Source organism: Rhizobium sp. BK456 (genome assembly GCF_014194045.1).
In the GTDB taxonomy this organism is placed as follows: domain Bacteria; phylum Pseudomonadota; class Alphaproteobacteria; order Rhizobiales; family Rhizobiaceae; genus Rhizobium; species Rhizobium redzepovicii.
Map to the genome: position 1 here is coordinate 377953 of NZ_JACIAO010000003.1, position 14981 is coordinate 392933.

Consider the following 14981-nt stretch of genomic DNA (forward strand, 5'->3'; position numbering starts at 1 on the left):
TAGTCATACTATTTAGAGATAACATCGAAGCACGGGGATGGCGCCCCGGCCCGGTTCTGCCGGATGCCCGCGGAATGATTGTCCGTGACGAGATTCGCAGCCGCGCACTCCTCCTCCCAAGCGCGCTGCGATAAGACTGTCAACAATCCTCCTCCCAGTTGCCAGTCGTCATAATGCGCCCGCCGGATCCTCCCCCGGCGGGCGTTTTCTTGTGCAAAAATACGGTCAAAGCATTGGGTGGCCCCCATCGTGCCACACTGCCACACCGCCCTGACGAGGCTGTGAACACTTGGGCGGCTGTCGATCGAAGCGAAACACTTCATTACGGTGGACGCACAGGCGGAACCGCCGGAGGGAACAGCGCTTTGACGCAAGAACGCCCGTTTGGTGCGCCAGACCAGATTGTTTCCCTCGGAATCATTTTGCCTATTCGTTGACCAAAAAACGGTAAGTCGTGGTCAATCACCCTTTTAGCATTGCATACTCCGCATAGGTGATCTGAAAACTTGGCTGTTTTCCTCTTTCGCGCCGCAACATATATTCGGGTCATCAAATAGAGGTCAGCGCCGATCAGTGGCTGCTGGCAGATCAAACCCTCGGAAAGGGGCTTAACATGAACTTCTCTCGCTCTTTCAATAACTGGCGCAAGTACCGTCAGACCGTCACCGAACTCGGCCGCATGAGCAACCGCGAATTGCACGACCTTGGCATCGACCGTTCGGACATCCATCGCGTTGCCCGCGAGGCTTCCGCCCGCTAATTCAAGGCGATCGCTGCATCCTCCCAAGCAGTTCGTCCTCGATCGAAACGCCCGCTGTACCAACAGCGGGCGTTTTCTTTGTCCTACGCACTGCCGCTTCGGTTGCACGCCGTTAGCGGTTTCCTTAGCCCGCTCAAAAAGTATCCACCGCCTAATTGGCAAGCATCACATTGCACAATTGCATAGCAGACGCCTTTTATTTGCACTGCACAAAAGCGCGGTTCTCGCCTATATAAACATCAACCGCACAGAGATAGGCGATCCCGCCGTCCAGCGGACATTTGTTTGAGGAAAAAGACAATGAACCCGATCCGCATTGCAAGAAGCTGGCTCAGCTACCGCCGTACGCTCAACGAACTCGGCGGCCTCTCGAACCAGACCCTGTCCGATATCGGCGTCAGCCGTTACGACATCCGCAACATCGCATCCCGCTCGTTCCGTTAATAGCCAGTCGCTAACAACGGGCTTGATGCTTCCAAGACGGCGCCTCAAGGCGCCGTTTTTGATTCCCGGGTGTTGGATCGCACCTGCCGACATGGTATCAGCCCGGAATGAACACGATCTCTTCCTATTCCCCCATCCACGTTGTCGGCGGCGGACTTGCCGGTTCGGAAGCCGCCTGGCAAATCGCCAGTTCCGGTATTCCCGTCATCCTGCATGAAATGCGCGGGGTGCGCGGCACGGAGGCACACAAGACCGACGGACTTGCCGAGCTGGTCTGCTCCAACTCCTTCCGCTCCGACGATGCGACCAGCAATGCCGTCGGCGTCATCCACGCCGAGATGCGCATGGCGGGCTCGCTGATCATGGCGACTGCCGATCGCCACCAGGTGCCGGCCGGCGGCGCGCTCGCCGTCGATCGCGACGGCTTTTCCGAAGCCGTGACCCGGGCAATCCACGACCACCCGCTGATCACGGTCGTGCGTGAAGAGATCACCGGCCTGCCGCCTGGTGACTGGGATCTCGCCATCGTCGCCACCGGGCCGCTGACCGCACCGTCGCTCGCAAGCGCCATCCAGGCGCAGACGGGCGAGGATTCGCTAGCCTTCTTCGATGCCATCGCGCCGATCGTCTACCGCGAGAGCATCGACATGGATATCTGCTGGTATCAGTCGCGCTACGACAAGGTCGGTCCCGGCGGCACCGGCAAGGATTACATCAATTGCCCGATGGACGAGGCGCAGTACAATGCCTTCGTCGACGCACTGATATCGGGCGACACGGTCGGTTTCAAGGAATGGGAAGGTACGCCTTATTTCGACGGCTGCCTGCCGATCGAGGTGATGGCCGAACGCGGCCGCGAGACGCTGCGCCACGGGCCGATGAAGCCGATGGGGCTGACCAATGCGCATAACCCGACGGTCAAGGCCTATGCCGTCGTGCAGCTGCGCCAGGACAATGCGCTCGGCACGCTCTACAATATGGTCGGCTTCCAGACGAAGCTGAAATATGGCGCGCAGGCGGAAATCTTCCGCATGATCCCCGGCCTGGAAAATGCGGAATTCGCCCGCCTCGGCGGCCTGCACCGCAACACCTATATCAACTCCCCCACCCTGCTCGACCCGTCGCTGACCTTGAAATCGCGGCCCGGCCTGCGTTTCGCCGGCCAGATCACCGGCTGCGAGGGGTATGTGGAAAGCGCCAGCGTCGGGCTGATGGCCGGGCGTTTCGCCGCCGCCGAACGCAAGGGCGAGGCGATCTCGCTGCCGCCGGCAACGACGGCGCTCGGCTCGCTGCTCGGTCATATCACCGGTGGGCATATCGTCACCGACGAGGAGCCGGGCAAACGCTCGTTCCAACCGATGAACATCAATTTCGGGCTGTTTCCGGAACTTCAGCCCGGATCGATCGTCAAGCCCGAGGGCGTCAAGCGTTTCCGCGGTAAGGACAAAACGATCATGAGGCGGCAGTTGATCGCGCGGCGCGCGCTTACGGACTGCGCCGCCTGGCTGGGCCAGAACTCGCCGCTCGCCGAAAGCGCCTAACTCGCTATTTAGTGCTTGTTCGCCGCCGAAATATGGTCGAACGGCAGATCCTTATCCGGCCCGGCGATATAGTTGCCGAGCAGCCAGAGCGCGACTTCCGCGGACTCCTTGGCGGAAGCGAATTCGAAATCGCCGTTGTGATGCGGCGCATCGAGGAAATCGATCACCAGGCCCCTGCCCGTTTGCGAGCTGACGACGCGCACCCGGCCCGGCTCGATCAGATGACAGGCGAAGTGGCGCGACATGTTGCGCATGAAGCCGGCCTTGTTGTCATGCAGGCGCACGAAAATGGCCTGGCCGTTCTCCGTCGCCTGCAACTGGCGGATCGCTTCGTTCGGAAATGCGCGGCCGAACTCGATGATGGCGAGGCCCGTGTCATGCAGGCCGTCTTCCTTGTTCTGCGCAGCCATGCGCGTTACCACGAAGGCAAAGAAGATGACGATGGCGAATAGAACGCACCAGACGATAATGCCCACGCCGAGTCTCCGTTCAAAAGGTAGCGGTTCAAGCGTTGTAACGCGCGAGACTTGCGCGAGTTTGGCCGGTGTCAGATTTTTCTGCGGACGGCCGAAAGGGCCATACCGAGCTGGCGGCGCCATTGCGGCGGCTGCAGCGGCCGGTCGAACAGGACGGCGCCGAGCTTCTGCGCCCTGAAAAGCACGGGTTCGGCAAGCGTCGCCGGCAGGAAGGCCGGAAAGACCGCGGGCGCGATCGGCCCTGCCGCCCTTGCCTTTGCCAGATGTTCGCGACCGAGGCCGGCAAAGGCTTCGATGGCGGCGGAAATGCGCGGCCGGTCTTCGCCGGCAAGGAAGGTATCGCGGTTGAGACCGGTGGCGGACAGGATCTGCAGCGGAATATAGACCTGGCTGCGGCGGCGATAGAGCGGCATCAGCAGCAACAGGCCGGCGACCGCCTGGGCTACACCGGCATGACCGGCGGCGTCGGCCGATCCTGCGGCTTCCTCGGGCGAAAGCACCAGGCTTGCAAGCTGAATGAGGGCCGATGCGGTCTCGCCGGCATACCCTTCGAGCGACAGACGCGTTTCCATCGGATCGTCATAGAGATCGAAGGTGCGGGCCTCGATCATATCGATCAGCGTCTTGCGCGGCAGGCGGTGCGTTTCGATCGCCGTCAGAAGTGCTGAAGCGACGGGATTGGCCGCCGTCGAACCGTGGGCGCTGCCTTCCAGCAGGTCGCGCCAGTATTGCAGCCGCACCTCGCCGGGCAACGGCTCGTGCACGAGATCGCGAATGCGGGCAAGCTCGGCATTGAAGGCATAGAGGGCTGCAAGCGCGCCGCGCTTGTCCTCCGGCGACAGCAGGCAGGCAAGGTAGCGGTCGCGATCGCTGTCGCGCAGCATCGCCAGACAGATCTCCTGGTTCGTCGCCGTCTTCGCTTCAACCATCGTCAGACCGCAATCAGAGCCGCGGCGACGGCGCGCTGCTCGGCGAGCATGATATTGAAGGTGCGTACCGCAGCACCTGTGCTCATCGGATCGGAGGCGATGCCGCGCGCCTTCAACGCCTGCTTCAATGCCTCCGGCAAACGGCGAAGCTCGGTTCCGGTCCCGACGAGCAGAACCTCGATATCATCGGCCTCATCAAGCACACGGCGGAAATTTTCCGGCGATAGCGGTTTCGACATGTCCATGTCCCAGCCGTGAATGCCGGAGGGCAGGCAAAGGATCGAGCCGCGATGCGACATATCGGCAAAACGGAAGCCGCCATTGCCGTAAGTATCGATCGGCGCGCGCCCTGGAAAATGCGCGGCGCGGATTTCTATGCCTTTTGCCATGTTTTCAAACCACCGTGCCGGATTTTACACCAGCATCCGTCTTGTTGCTCTCTTCCCCGTCAGGGCTTTCCGGCCGCAGCCGGAAGACGATCAGCACAGGAGCGGCGATATAGATCGAAGAGAAAGTGCCGAGAGCGACGCCGAAGAGCATCGTAAAGGTGAAGGAGCGGATGACCTCTCCTCCGAAAAGATAGAGCGCGAGCAAGGCTAGCAGCGTCGTCGCCGCCGTCAGTATGGTGCGCGACAGCGTCTGGTTGATCGACGCATCGATCAGGATCGGCAGCGGCATCTTCTTGTATCGCTTCAGATTCTCGCGCATTCGGTCATAGATCACGACCGTGTCATTCAGGGAATAACCGACAACGGTCAGCACGGCGGCGATGCTCGTCAGGTTGAATTCCATGCCGGTCAGGACGAAGAGACCGAGCATGATGATGACATCATGCAGCGTCGCGACGATGGCGCCGACCGCGAACTGCCATTCAAAGCGGATCCAGATGTAGATCAGGATCGCCGCCAGCGCTGCCAGCACGCCGAGAGTCGCCATCATCGTCAATTCACCGGAGATGGCGGGGCCGACGACCTCGACGCGGCGAAAATCATAATCCTCCTGGAGCTCGCCGCGCACCAGCGTCGCCGCGGACTGCTCGGCATTCTCGCCGCCGCCCTGGGAGGCGATGCGGATCCGTGCGTTCGACGGCCCGCCGGCGCGCTCGACGCTGACCTCACCGAGATTGAGGTCGTTGAGGCGCGCTTGAAGATCGGCGAGGTCGGCATTGCCCTGCTTCGCCGTCACCTCGATGAGCGAGCCGCCGGTGAAATCGATGCCGAGACGCAGACCGGCAGTGGCAAAGGCGGCCATGGCGATCAGTGAAATGATCGCCGACGCCGTGAAGACGTAGCGGCGGATCCCCATGAACCGGATATTGGCGTGTTCGAAAAGATGGGTCAGAACACTTTTCGGCAGATGCCGGGGGTGGCGCCGCCGCAGCCAGACGGCAACGATCGAGCGCGTCAGCGTGAAAGCCGTGATGACGGTCGTGAGGATGCCGACCGCCAGCGTCACCGCGAAACCGCGTATGGACTCGCTGCCGAGGCAAAACAGGATGATGGCGGCGATGAAGATCGTCACATTCGCGTCGACGATCGTTGAGAAGGCGCGCGAGAAACCGCGACCGGCGGCCTCTGCAAAGGAATGGGCGGTTTTTTCCTCTTCACGGATACGCTCGTAGATCAGAACGTTCGAGTCGACCGCCATGCCGACAATGAGCACGATGCCGGCAATCCCGGGTAAGGTGAGCGTCGCGCCGGCTAGGCTTAGCACCGCGACGATGAGGATCAGGTTGAAGACGAGCGAGACGACGGCGATGACGCCGAGAATGCGATAAAGCGCGATCATCAATGCCGCGACCAGCACGACGGCGACGAGGCCAGCAATGAGGCCGGAGAAGATGGAGTCAGCGCCAAATCTCGGGCTGACACTGCGCTCCTCGACGCTCGTCAGCGTCGCCGGCAGAGCACCGGCGCGCAGCATGATCGCCAGGTCGCGGACGCCATCCTCGGAGAAGTTTGCCGAAATTGCCCCCTCGCCGCCGGTGATCGCCGCATCGATGGCCGGTGACGACATCACCTGGTCGTCGAAGACGATGGCAAGGTGCTTGCCGATATTCTGCCCCGTCACCTCAGCCAGCCGCCGCGTTCCTTCGGCATCGAGGCGGTAGGCAATCGAGCTATCCTGGGTCTGCGGATCGACGACCGGCTCGATACCGACCATGTTGCTGCCCGTGACGAAAGCCGTGCGATCGACGAGATAAGGAACCGGCGGATCGTCCAGCGAATAGAGCACCTGCGATGTCGCCGGCCAGCGGCCGTTCAGCGCCTCCTGCCCCGACATGCTTGCGTCGATCAGATGAAAGGAAAGCTTGGCCGGCTGGTTGAGGAGGTTTTTCAGCCGTTCCGCATCGACCGATCCCAGCACCTGCACGACGATCCGGTCGGCACCATCGGGGCGAACGAGGAAATTCGCATGGCCGAATCCAGCGATACGGCGGGCAACGATATCAAGCGACCGAGTCCGGGCGGAAGCGACGTCGGCGGTAATGCCGGCGTCGGAAATCTGCAGCGAGAGTTGCCCGTCCTCGTCCTGCCGCAGCGCGACCTCCGGTCCGGCACGTCCGCCGGGCGCCGTCAAAGGCTTCAGGAGATCGACCGCCTTTTGCGTCTCAGCCGGATCGGTGATCCGGACGGTGACGGTCTGGTCGTTGCCGGTCAGCCCGGTATAGCGGATGCCGGCGCCGCGCAGCGTGTTGCGGACATTGGCGACCGCCTCTTCCAGGCGGTCCTTGACGATATCGGAACGCTCGACCTTCAGAACAATATGCGAGCCGCCCTGCAAATCGAGACCGAGCGTTAAGCGGTCCTGCCGCAGCCAGCCCGGCAGCGAGGAACGCTGTACCTCGCTCAGCAGATTGGGCGCAGCGAGGACGATGGCAGCAAACGCGGCCAGCCAGATCAGAAGTGTTTTCCAGCGGGAAAAATGCAACATTCTCTCGACGATCTTCCGATCCGGCGCTGCTGCCGTTTCGCTTGTTACGCTGCGTCGGCCTTGACGGGTTCACCCTTGACGCGCACATCCGAAATACCGCTGCGGACGATGCGCACACGAACACCATCGGCAATCTCGACTTCGACTTCCTTGTCGTCAATAACTTTGGTGACTTTACCGACGAGACCGCCACCGGTGACGACCTGATCGCCGCGACGGATCGCCTTCAGGGTTTCCTCACGCTTCTTGGCCTGTGCGCGCTGCGGACGGATCAGCAGGAAGTACCAGACGACCATCAGCGGCACGAACAGGATGATCATTTCGAAACCGGAGCCGCCGAAACCCGTTGCGGTATCGGTGGCACTCTGGGCGAATGCCGGGGTGATGAACATGCTAAACTCCTCAGGCTTGGCGGCGGAACTCCGCCTCATTTTTCAGGTTGCCGGACTATAATTGCCGCTTCGATGAATGCAACAGAAACAGCCCGAAACAGTACCGATTCCGCTGCCTCATAACCTTTCCGCCGGCAAAACGCCATGCTACCCCGCATCGAAAGATAAAGCGGATTGCCGCAGCAAGAAATCAGGAGCTTGCGATGACCGAGGAAATCAACACCGCGCTTCTTGCCGAGCTGAAGCGGCTTGCGAATGCCGTCGAGCGCCTTGCCGGACCAGCGCCTGCCGTCAACGATTGGGATGCGGCCGACTGTTTCGTCTGGGCGCCATCGCGCCTGCATCTGCAGCCGGTGAAGAAGCCGAATCGAGTGGCGCTGAAGCTCATCCGCGGCGTCGATCATGTGCGCGACATCCTGCATGAGAATACAGTGCGCTTCGCCGAAGGTTATGCGGCGAATAATGTGCTGCTCTGGGGTGCGCGCGGCATGGGAAAATCCTCTCTGGTCAAGGCCGTCCACGAGGATGTCAGGCGCGAAAGCGGCTCTGCGCTGAAGCTGGTCGAGGTCCATCGCGAGGATATAGCGAGCCTGCCCAACCTGCTCGACCTCCTGAAGGACACGCCGTACCGCGTCATCGTCTTTTGTGACGATCTCTCCTTCGACCACGACGACACCGCCTACAAGTCGCTGAAGGCGGCACTCGACGGCGGCGTCGAAGGGCGGCCGGACAATGTGCTCTTCTACGCCACATCGAACCGGCGCCATCTGCTGCCTCGCCACATGATGGAAAACGAGCAGTCGACGGCGATCAATCCGTCTGAGGCCGTCGAGGAGAAGGTTTCGCTATCCGACCGCTTCGGTCTCTGGCTCGGCTTCCACAAATGCAGCCAGGAAGATTATCTCGGCATGATCGACGGCTATGCCGACCATTTCAAGCTCGGGCTCGAACGCGACAGGATGCACGCCGAGGCACTGGAATGGGCAACCACGCGCGGCGCCCGCTCCGGCCGTGTCGCCTGGCAGTATATCCAGGATCTGGCCGGACGCATGCGCGTCCATATCGAGCGAGGTTGAAGCGCGTCGCGCTCTTTCAGATCCGTCGTTGCCGCAAAACCGCAGCACACTTTTGCGCGACATGCCTTAAATGACAAAAGCCCGGCGGGTGGCCGGGCTTTTGCGCTTCCTGGGACGCTGTACCTATTCCAGGAAAGTCATCGGGTTGACCGGGGATGCGTCCTTGCGCACCTCGAAATGGACCTGCGGCTGCTTGACGTCGCCGCTCATGCCGGAGACGGCGACGGTCTGGCCGCGCTGGATCTTCTGGCCTCGGGCGACGCTCAGCGTATCGGCATTGCCATAGACGGTGACGGTGCCGTCGTCATGACGGACGAGAACAGTGTTGCCGAGTTCCTTCAGGCCGTTGCCGGCATAGATGACAACGCCGTTTTCGGCAGCCTTGATCGGCGTTCCCTGCGGCACCGAAATGTCGATGCCGTCATTGCGGTTGCCGTTGACGTTGGCGCCGTATGAAGCAATGACCTGGCCGCGGACCGGCCAGCGATACTTGCCGATGCCGGTCGATTCCGGTGCGGCGGAGCTGACATCGGACTTCTTTTCGACATCGTCGACCGTCTGAGTGGCGACCGGCGCCTTGTAGGGTGCGGGCTCGACGGAGGCCGTCTGCTGGGCGGGCGCCGTTTGAGCTGGCTTCGGATCGACCTTCTGGGGCTGGATCGATGCTGTCTTGATATTGTCGGCGGTGCCGTTCGGGATCTTCAGCGCCTGACCGACCCTCACCGAGCTGGCCGACAGATTGTTGGCGGCCTTGAGATCGTCGATCTTGGTGCCGGTCGCCTTGGCGATCTTTGCCAGCGAATCGCCTTGCTTGACGACATAGGTGCCGGCAGGCGCTTTCGGATCCTTGCCGGCGCCGGGCGGAAGCTTGCCGGTGGCATCGGCACTCGCCATGGTCTTGTCGCGAGCGGAATTGGCGCCGGGAACGACAGCGACGTTCTGCTCAGGCGCCCTTACCGGTTCCGGCATCTTGCCGGGCTTGGAGAGGTCAGCCGCCTGCGACGCTGCCTTGGCAGCGTTGCCGCCATTGAAGGTCGGGATCAGGATCGCCTGGCCGGGCATGGCGGCGGAAGCCGTCTTCAAATTGTTGACCCGCAGGATTTCCTTTTCTGGAACACCGAAGCGCCTGGATAGCGTGGCAACGCTTTCACCCGGACGCAGCGTCACGGAAGGGGCATTGGTCCCGGACCAGCCGGAAACCTTCGGCGTCGTGCCCGTCGTAAGGGTATCAGGCGTCAGCTTCGGCGCGGTCGGGGCCACCAATCGGTTTTTTTCGGCTTGGGGCGCTGAAGGGAAAGGCTGGGCGAGCGCGACTTCCTTTTCCCGTTGCCGGACCGGCGCAACGGCGCTCGGAGCTGCAAGCTCGGAACGCTGCACCGCAACCGGCGCGGAAGCCATACGGGCGCTCGACGTGCGGACCGGATCATAATTAGGGTTCGACGGGTAAGGCTGGTTCAGTGCGCCATTGCCGCCGCCATAACCCGACTGACTTGCAACGGCGGAGCCGCCGAGATCGGCGCGCGGCACCGGATCAGCCTGAGCGCCGCCCCTGCGCGGAATGGAACTTGTGGTGATCTGATCCTGCCCTGAGGAGGAAAACAAGCCGCCAAACCGTGTCACATCGGAACTGCAGCCCGTTGCGGCACTTGCCAGCAGGCCCACAACCAGAAGATTACCGGCCGACTTCCCGAACTTCGGCGAAAGACTGAAACGCATTGACTCGACCCACTGAGAACGCAACCATTTGTGAGTCTATTAAAACGCGTTAGTATTACCACGCAGTTAAGATGCTGGAATCAGTGCGATATTTTTGAGAAGTTGATAACCATAGCTTACGGGTGAAAAATCGTAGAGCTTATAGCAGCGAGGCAAGGCGCGGAACGATCGGCAGATAAGGGGCTTCGAACAGTTCCTCGCGTTCGAAACGGCTGCCGGTTTTCGTCAGCCGCACCATGCGGCATTCGTTCTCGGAGATCATCAGCGGCGCGATCATCGAACCGCCGGAAACAAGCTGATCGGTATAAAAGCGCGGCATCGCATTGAATGCCGCCGTCACCAGAATGCGGTCGAAGGTGCCCTCGCCCTGCATGCCGGCACTGCCGTCGGCGTGGCGGATGATGACGTTGCGCAGACCAAGCGATTCCATGCGCCGCTGCGCAGCCGATGTCAGCGTCTTATAGCGGTCGATGGACAGAACACGCTCGGCCATGCGGCCCATGACGGCGGCCGTAAAGCCGCTGCCGGTGCCGATTTCCAAAACGCGCTGACCGGGTTTGAGCTTCAGGTGATGCAGGATGCGGACGACAAAATCGATGCCTTCAAGGAAGGAGCCGCATTCGATCGGGATCGTCCGGCTCGAATAGGCGTCATCCGAAAATTGCGGCGGCACGAAGAGCGAGCGCTGCGTCTGCTCGACCGCGGTCAGCAGATCGAGGTCGGAGATGCCTTCGGCACGCAATCTGAGGACGAGCGCCGCAAAGCCCTCTTTCTCGGCCAGTCTTGCCGTCAAACCTGTGCTCCGTATCCCAAGGCTCGCGCCACGCGGTCCGTTACGGAATAATCGGTCAGATCCAGTTTCAAAGGCGTTACCGAAATCTTGTTATGCTTCAAGGCGTGAATATCGGTGCCTTCGATGAAGGCGCCGGCGCGTTCGCCGAACTTCAGCCAGTAATAGGGAAAGCCCCGGCCATCAGAGCGGGCATCGACCTGCAGGTTGAAGGCGAGCTTGCCCTGCATGGTCACCTCGGCGCCGTCGACCTCGCCCGGACGGCAGTTCGGGAAGTTGAGATTGAGGAACGTGCCCTCCGGCAGATCCAGAACCATCAGCTTTTCCAGAAGAGCCGGCGCATGCGTCTCGCAGACCTCCCATGGCACAATGCGCGCACCATCTTCATAGAGATAGGCCTGGCTCAGCGCGAAGGAGCGCACGCCCTGCATCGTGCCTTCGATGGCGCCGGCGATCGTGCCGGAATAGGTTACGTCGTCCGCGACGTTGGAGCCCGAATTGACGCCTGACAGCACGAGATCGGGCCTGATGTCCATCACCTGCCGGATGCCCATGATCACGCAATCGGTCGGCGTGCCGCGCAAGGCGAAATGCTTGTCGGAAATCTTGCGCAGCCGCAAAGGCTCGGACAGGCTCAGCGAATGGGCAAGGCCGCTCTGGTCGGTCTCGGGCGCCACGATCCAGACATCGTCGGACAGCGTGCGGGCGATCCGCTCCAGCGCGGCCAAGCCTTCGGCGTGAATGCCGTCGTCATTCGTAAGCAGGATGCGCATTGCCTTAGGCCGCCCGTTCGATCTTGGTCAATCCGCCCATATAAGGCAGCAAAACGTCCGGAATCGTGACGGAACCATCGTCGTTCAAATAATTTTCAAGCACGGCGATCAAGCAGCGGCCGACAGCGGTTCCGGAGCCGTTCAGCGTGTGCACGAACCTGTTGTTCTTGTCGTCCTTGCCGCGGTAGCGCGCATTCATCCGCCGGGCCTGGAAATCGCCGCAGACCGAGCAGGAGGAGATTTCGCGGAAGGCATTCTGTCCCGGCAGCCAGACTTCGAGATCGTAGGTCTTGCGCGAGCCGAAGCCCATGTCGCCGGTGCAAAGCGTCATCGTGCGGAAATGCAGGCCGAGGCGCTTCAGTACTTCTTCGGCGCAGGCGGTCATCCGTTCATGCTCGGCGATAGCATTCTCGGCGTCGGTGATCGAGACCAGCTCGCATTTCCAGAACTGATGTTGGCGCAGCATACCGCGGGTGTCGCGGCCGGCCGAGCCCGCTTCCGAGCGGAAGGACGGCGTCAAGGCGGTGAAGCGGAGCGGCAGCTTTTCCTGGTCGAGGATTTCCTCGCGCACCAGATTGGTCAGCGTCACCTCCGCCGTCGGAATGAGATAGCGGCCATCCGTCGTCTTGAAGAGATCCTCTTCGAACTTCGGCAGGCTGCCGGTGCCGAACACTGCTTCAGCGCGAACCATCAGCGGCGAGCTGACTTCGGTATAGCCGTGCTCGCGGGTGTGGAGATCGATCATGAACTGGCCAAGCGCCCGCTCGAGCCTGGCGAGCGGCCCTGTGAGAACCGTGAAGCGCGAACCGGAGAGCTTGGCGGCGCGCTCGAAATCCATATAGCCGAGCGCCTCGCCGATTTCGAAGTGCTCCTTCGGCGTGTGGTTCCAGAGCGGCTTTTCACCGACGATGCGGGTGACGACATTGTCGTGCTCATCCTTGCCGACCGGAACGTCGTCGAAGGGAATGTTCGGGATGCGCGACAGCGCGTCGTTAAGTTCGGCCGTCAGTTGACGGTCCTCTTCCTCGACCATCGGCAGCATAGCCTTCAATTCGGCGACCTCGACCTTCAGCTTCTCGGCGAGTTCACCGTTCTTCTGCGACAGCGCCGCGCCGATCTCCTTGGAAGCGAGGTTGCGGCGGGACAGCAAGTCCTGCGCCTTCTGCACGGCGGAGCGGCGCTTTTCATCGAGGGCAACGAGATTTTGGGCCAGAGGCTCCGCACCGCGTTTGGCGAGGGCGGCATCGAGCGCTTCGGGATTCTCACGGATCCATTTGATATCGAGCATCGTCGTTCCAGGTCGTTGCAACAGAAGTGACCCGGCCAAAGCCTGACCGGGCTTCGACCGGATGAGACGGCGTTCGTGAAAGGATTTCCGGATTGCCGCTCAGACGCTGTCCGTCTTGGCAACGTCCGCGGATTCGGTGTCCTTTTCGACCGCCTGCCGGGCACGCTGGCGCTCTACGAGTCGCGCCGCATGGATGGAAATCTCGTAGAGAAGGATCGTCGGTATCGCAAGGCCGATCTGGGACATAGGATCGGGCGGCGTCAGTACGGCGGCGACGATGAAGGCGAGGACGATGGCGAACTTGCGCTTTTCGGCGAGCCACTGCGACGTCAGCAGGCCGACGCGGGCAAGCAGCGTGGTGATGACCGGCAGCTGGAAGACGAGGCCGAAGGAGAAGACCAGCGTCATGATCAGGCTCAGATATTCCGAGACCTTGGGCATAAGCGAGATTGCCACTTCGTCTTGACCCGGCGCCTGCTGCATCGACAGGAAGAACCACATGACCATCGGCGTGAAGAAGAAATAGACGAGTGCCGCGCCCATCAGGAACAGCACCGGCGAAGCGATCAGGAACGGCAGGAAGGCCTGGCGCTCATTCTTGTAGAGGCCCGGCGCGACGAACTTGTAGACCTGTGCTGCAATGATCGGAAACGCAACCACGAGGCCGCCAAACATCGCCACCTTCACCTGCGTGAAGAAGAATTCCTGCGGCGCGGTGTAGATCAGCTGCGCCTTCTCGACGTCGAGATGCGCCCATATTACGGCCGTCTTGTAGGGAATGACCAGGTAGTTGAAGAGATGCTTGGCAAAAAAGAAGCATGCGATGAAGGCGACGAAAAATGCGCCGATCGACCAGATCAGCCGCGTGCGCAGCTCCATCAAGTGCTCGATCAACGGCTGCGGCTTGTCTTCGATATCACCGCTCATGCCTCGTCCTTTTTCTTCATCTGCGCCGGCGTCTTCGGCGCTGCGGGCTTCCTGGCAGCAGTCGTGCGCTTAGGCTTTTCCGCAGGCACGTTTTCCACGGGCGCGGCGATGGCAAAGGCCGCCTTATCCGCAGCCTTGGCCCGCGGCTTGCGCACCGCTTTCGGCTTGGCGGCTACCGTATCGGCCGTGGCGACCGCGGCAGCAACGGGCTCCGGCGTCGGCGCAGGTGCCGGCACCAACGGCGGCGTTTCCGGCAGGCCCATCGACGGCGTCGGCGCGGAAACGGCAGCCGGCGGCACCTCGGTCTTGTTTTCCGGGACTGCGGTCGCCTTCTGCAAGTCGGCCTTGATCTCGTTGCCCATCTGGCGAAGCGGGTTCATCGCCTCGCGCAGGCTGTTGACCGGGTTGAGCTTCTGGGCGTCACTGAGCGTCTGGCGGACATCGTCAAGCTCGGCCTCGCGCAACGCTTCGTCGAACTGCGCACGGAATTCACCCGCCACCTTGCGGGCGCGCTGCGTCATCTTGCCGAAAGCGCGCAGCATCGGCGGCAAATCCTTGGGACCGACGACCACGATCAGGACGACCGCGATGACCAAAAGCTCGGTCCAGCCAATATCGAACATGCAAGGCTCCTGGACGGGAAGCGCGGGGGCTGCGCTTTTTCCCGCACTTGGTTACTTCGTTTCGTCGGCCTTGTGATCGACGGTCTTGGCCGTGTCGGGCGCATCTTCGTCCGTCATGCCCTTCTTGAAGCTTTTGATGCCCTTGGCGACATCGCCCATCAGTTCCGGGATCTTGCCGCGGCCAAACAACAACAGCACGATGACCAGAACGATCAACCAGTGCCACATGCTAAACGAACCCATCATTTGCGCTTACTCCCTTTATTCGATGTTCCCATGATGTAAGAATTTCCGACAGCGTTTCCAACATCA

General features: G+C 61.5%; 16 protein-coding genes. 4 read left to right on the top strand and 12 right to left on the bottom strand.

Going from position 1 to position 14981, the window contains the following annotated elements; translation table 11 throughout:
- Positions 1–613 precede the first annotated feature (613 nt).
- From FHX03_RS11475 to trmFO, 3 genes are all read left to right on the top strand, one after another.
- Complete coding sequence (locus tag FHX03_RS11475) at positions 614–760, top strand: DUF1127 domain-containing protein (protein ID WP_003586937.1); 147 nt, start codon at positions 614–616, stop codon at positions 758–760.
- Between the two features lie 300 nt (positions 761–1060).
- Entirely contained in the window at positions 1061–1204 is a 144-nt protein-coding gene (locus FHX03_RS11480) for a DUF1127 domain-containing protein (protein WP_003539017.1), read from the top strand.
- Positions 1205–1311: 107 nt separating this feature from the next.
- Entirely contained in the window at positions 1312–2745 is a 1434-nt protein-coding gene (gene trmFO, locus FHX03_RS11485) for a methylenetetrahydrofolate--tRNA-(uracil(54)-C(5))-methyltransferase (FADH(2)-oxidizing) TrmFO (protein ID WP_183853670.1), read from the top strand.
- 8 nt (positions 2746–2753) lie between these two features.
- Here trmFO and FHX03_RS11490 read toward each other — a convergent pair whose 3' ends face one another.
- The 5 genes from FHX03_RS11490 to yajC all read right to left on the bottom strand — a co-directional run bounded on the left by FHX03_RS11490 (position 2754) and on the right by yajC (position 7476).
- Positions 2754–3221 carry a hypothetical protein gene (locus FHX03_RS11490; protein ID WP_097625294.1) on the bottom strand — a complete coding sequence of 156 codons (468 nt, stop codon included), beginning with the start codon at positions 3219–3221 and terminating at the stop codon, positions 2754–2756.
- Positions 3222–3292: 71 nt separating this feature from the next.
- Positions 3293–4150 carry a phytoene/squalene synthase family protein gene (locus FHX03_RS11495; RefSeq protein WP_183853672.1) on the bottom strand — a complete coding sequence of 286 codons (858 nt, stop codon included), beginning with the start codon at positions 4148–4150 and terminating at the stop codon, positions 3293–3295.
- Between the two features lie 2 nt (positions 4151–4152).
- The gene (locus tag FHX03_RS11500; RefSeq protein ID WP_012557491.1) at positions 4153–4539 is read right to left on the bottom strand and encodes an Mth938-like domain-containing protein; all 387 of its coding nucleotides are present in this window, start codon (positions 4537–4539) and stop codon (positions 4153–4155) included.
- Between the two features lie 4 nt (positions 4540–4543).
- Positions 4544–7084, bottom strand: coding sequence for a protein translocase subunit SecDF (gene secDF / locus FHX03_RS11505; protein ID WP_183853674.1), 2541 nt, complete (start codon positions 7082–7084; stop codon positions 4544–4546).
- A 44-nt stretch (positions 7085–7128) separates the two neighbouring features.
- Entirely contained in the window at positions 7129–7476 is a 348-nt protein-coding gene (gene yajC, locus FHX03_RS11510) for a preprotein translocase subunit YajC (RefSeq protein ID WP_003573534.1), read from the bottom strand.
- Positions 7477–7679: 203 nt separating this feature from the next.
- On the opposite strand from yajC, the gene FHX03_RS11515 reads away from it, so the two are divergent.
- Complete coding sequence (locus FHX03_RS11515) at positions 7680–8552, top strand: ATP-binding protein (RefSeq protein WP_097625290.1); 873 nt, start codon at positions 7680–7682, stop codon at positions 8550–8552.
- 123 nt (positions 8553–8675) lie between these two features.
- Here the strand turns inward: FHX03_RS11515 and FHX03_RS11520 are convergent, their stop codons facing one another.
- The 7 genes from FHX03_RS11520 to FHX03_RS11550 all read right to left on the bottom strand — a co-directional run bounded on the left by FHX03_RS11520 (position 8676) and on the right by FHX03_RS11550 (position 14912).
- Complete coding sequence (locus tag FHX03_RS11520) at positions 8676–10268, bottom strand: peptidoglycan DD-metalloendopeptidase family protein (RefSeq protein WP_183853676.1); 1593 nt, start codon at positions 10266–10268, stop codon at positions 8676–8678.
- A gap of 139 nt (positions 10269–10407) precedes the next feature.
- Positions 10408–11061, bottom strand: coding sequence for a protein-L-isoaspartate(D-aspartate) O-methyltransferase (locus tag FHX03_RS11525; protein ID WP_003573541.1), 654 nt, complete (start codon positions 11059–11061; stop codon positions 10408–10410).
- Positions 11058–11831, bottom strand: a complete 774-nt coding sequence (gene surE, locus FHX03_RS11530; RefSeq protein ID WP_097625288.1) for a 5'/3'-nucleotidase SurE — start codon at positions 11829–11831, stop codon at positions 11058–11060. Before surE ends, FHX03_RS11525 begins: the two co-directional genes overlap by 4 nt.
- A gap of 4 nt (positions 11832–11835) precedes the next feature.
- Positions 11836–13119, bottom strand: coding sequence for a serine--tRNA ligase (gene serS / locus FHX03_RS11535; protein WP_097625287.1), 1284 nt, complete (start codon positions 13117–13119; stop codon positions 11836–11838).
- Between the two features lie 99 nt (positions 13120–13218).
- Complete coding sequence (gene tatC, locus FHX03_RS11540) at positions 13219–14046, bottom strand: twin-arginine translocase subunit TatC (protein ID WP_097625286.1); 828 nt, start codon at positions 14044–14046, stop codon at positions 13219–13221.
- Positions 14043–14669, bottom strand: coding sequence for a Sec-independent protein translocase protein TatB (tatB, locus tag FHX03_RS11545; protein ID WP_183777740.1), 627 nt, complete (start codon positions 14667–14669; stop codon positions 14043–14045). The genes tatC and tatB overlap by 4 nt, the downstream gene beginning before the upstream one ends.
- A gap of 51 nt (positions 14670–14720) precedes the next feature.
- Positions 14721–14912: a twin-arginine translocase TatA/TatE family subunit gene (locus FHX03_RS11550; protein ID WP_003538990.1), complete on the bottom strand. Its 192-nt coding sequence runs from the start codon at positions 14910–14912 to the stop codon at positions 14721–14723.
- Positions 14913–14981 lie beyond the last annotated feature (69 nt).

What these genes read in the sequence shown, in the direction of transcription:
- FHX03_RS11480 (WP_003539017.1), top strand. Translation starts at nt 1,061, where the DNA reads ATGAACCCGATCCGCATTGCAAGAAGCTGGCTCAGCTACCGCCGTACG.
- serS (WP_097625287.1), bottom strand. Translation starts at nt 13,119, where the DNA reads ATGCTCGATATCAAATGGATCCGTGAGAATCCCGAAGCGCTCGATGCC.
- FHX03_RS11515 (WP_097625290.1), top strand. Translation starts at nt 7,680, where the DNA reads ATGACCGAGGAAATCAACACCGCGCTTCTTGCCGAGCTGAAGCGGCTT.
- FHX03_RS11495 (WP_183853672.1), bottom strand. Translation starts at nt 4,150, where the DNA reads ATGGTTGAAGCGAAGACGGCGACGAACCAGGAGATCTGTCTGGCGATG.
- FHX03_RS11500 (WP_012557491.1), bottom strand. Translation starts at nt 4,539, where the DNA reads ATGGCAAAAGGCATAGAAATCCGCGCCGCGCATTTTCCAGGGCGCGCG.
- FHX03_RS11520 (WP_183853676.1), bottom strand. Translation starts at nt 10,268, where the DNA reads ATGCGTTTCAGTCTTTCGCCGAAGTTCGGGAAGTCGGCCGGTAATCTT.
- surE (WP_097625288.1), bottom strand. Translation starts at nt 11,831, where the DNA reads ATGCGCATCCTGCTTACGAATGACGACGGCATTCACGCCGAAGGCTTG.
- secDF (WP_183853674.1), bottom strand. Translation starts at nt 7,084, where the DNA reads ATGTTGCATTTTTCCCGCTGGAAAACACTTCTGATCTGGCTGGCCGCG.
- tatC (WP_097625286.1), bottom strand. Translation starts at nt 14,046, where the DNA reads ATGAGCGGTGATATCGAAGACAAGCCGCAGCCGTTGATCGAGCACTTG.
- yajC (WP_003573534.1), bottom strand. Translation starts at nt 7,476, where the DNA reads ATGTTCATCACCCCGGCATTCGCCCAGAGTGCCACCGATACCGCAACG.
- trmFO (WP_183853670.1), top strand. Translation starts at nt 1,312, where the DNA reads ATGAACACGATCTCTTCCTATTCCCCCATCCACGTTGTCGGCGGCGGA.
- FHX03_RS11475 (WP_003586937.1), top strand. Translation starts at nt 614, where the DNA reads ATGAACTTCTCTCGCTCTTTCAATAACTGGCGCAAGTACCGTCAGACC.
- FHX03_RS11550 (WP_003538990.1), bottom strand. Translation starts at nt 14,912, where the DNA reads ATGGGTTCGTTTAGCATGTGGCACTGGTTGATCGTTCTGGTCATCGTG.
- tatB (WP_183777740.1), bottom strand. Translation starts at nt 14,669, where the DNA reads ATGTTCGATATTGGCTGGACCGAGCTTTTGGTCATCGCGGTCGTCCTG.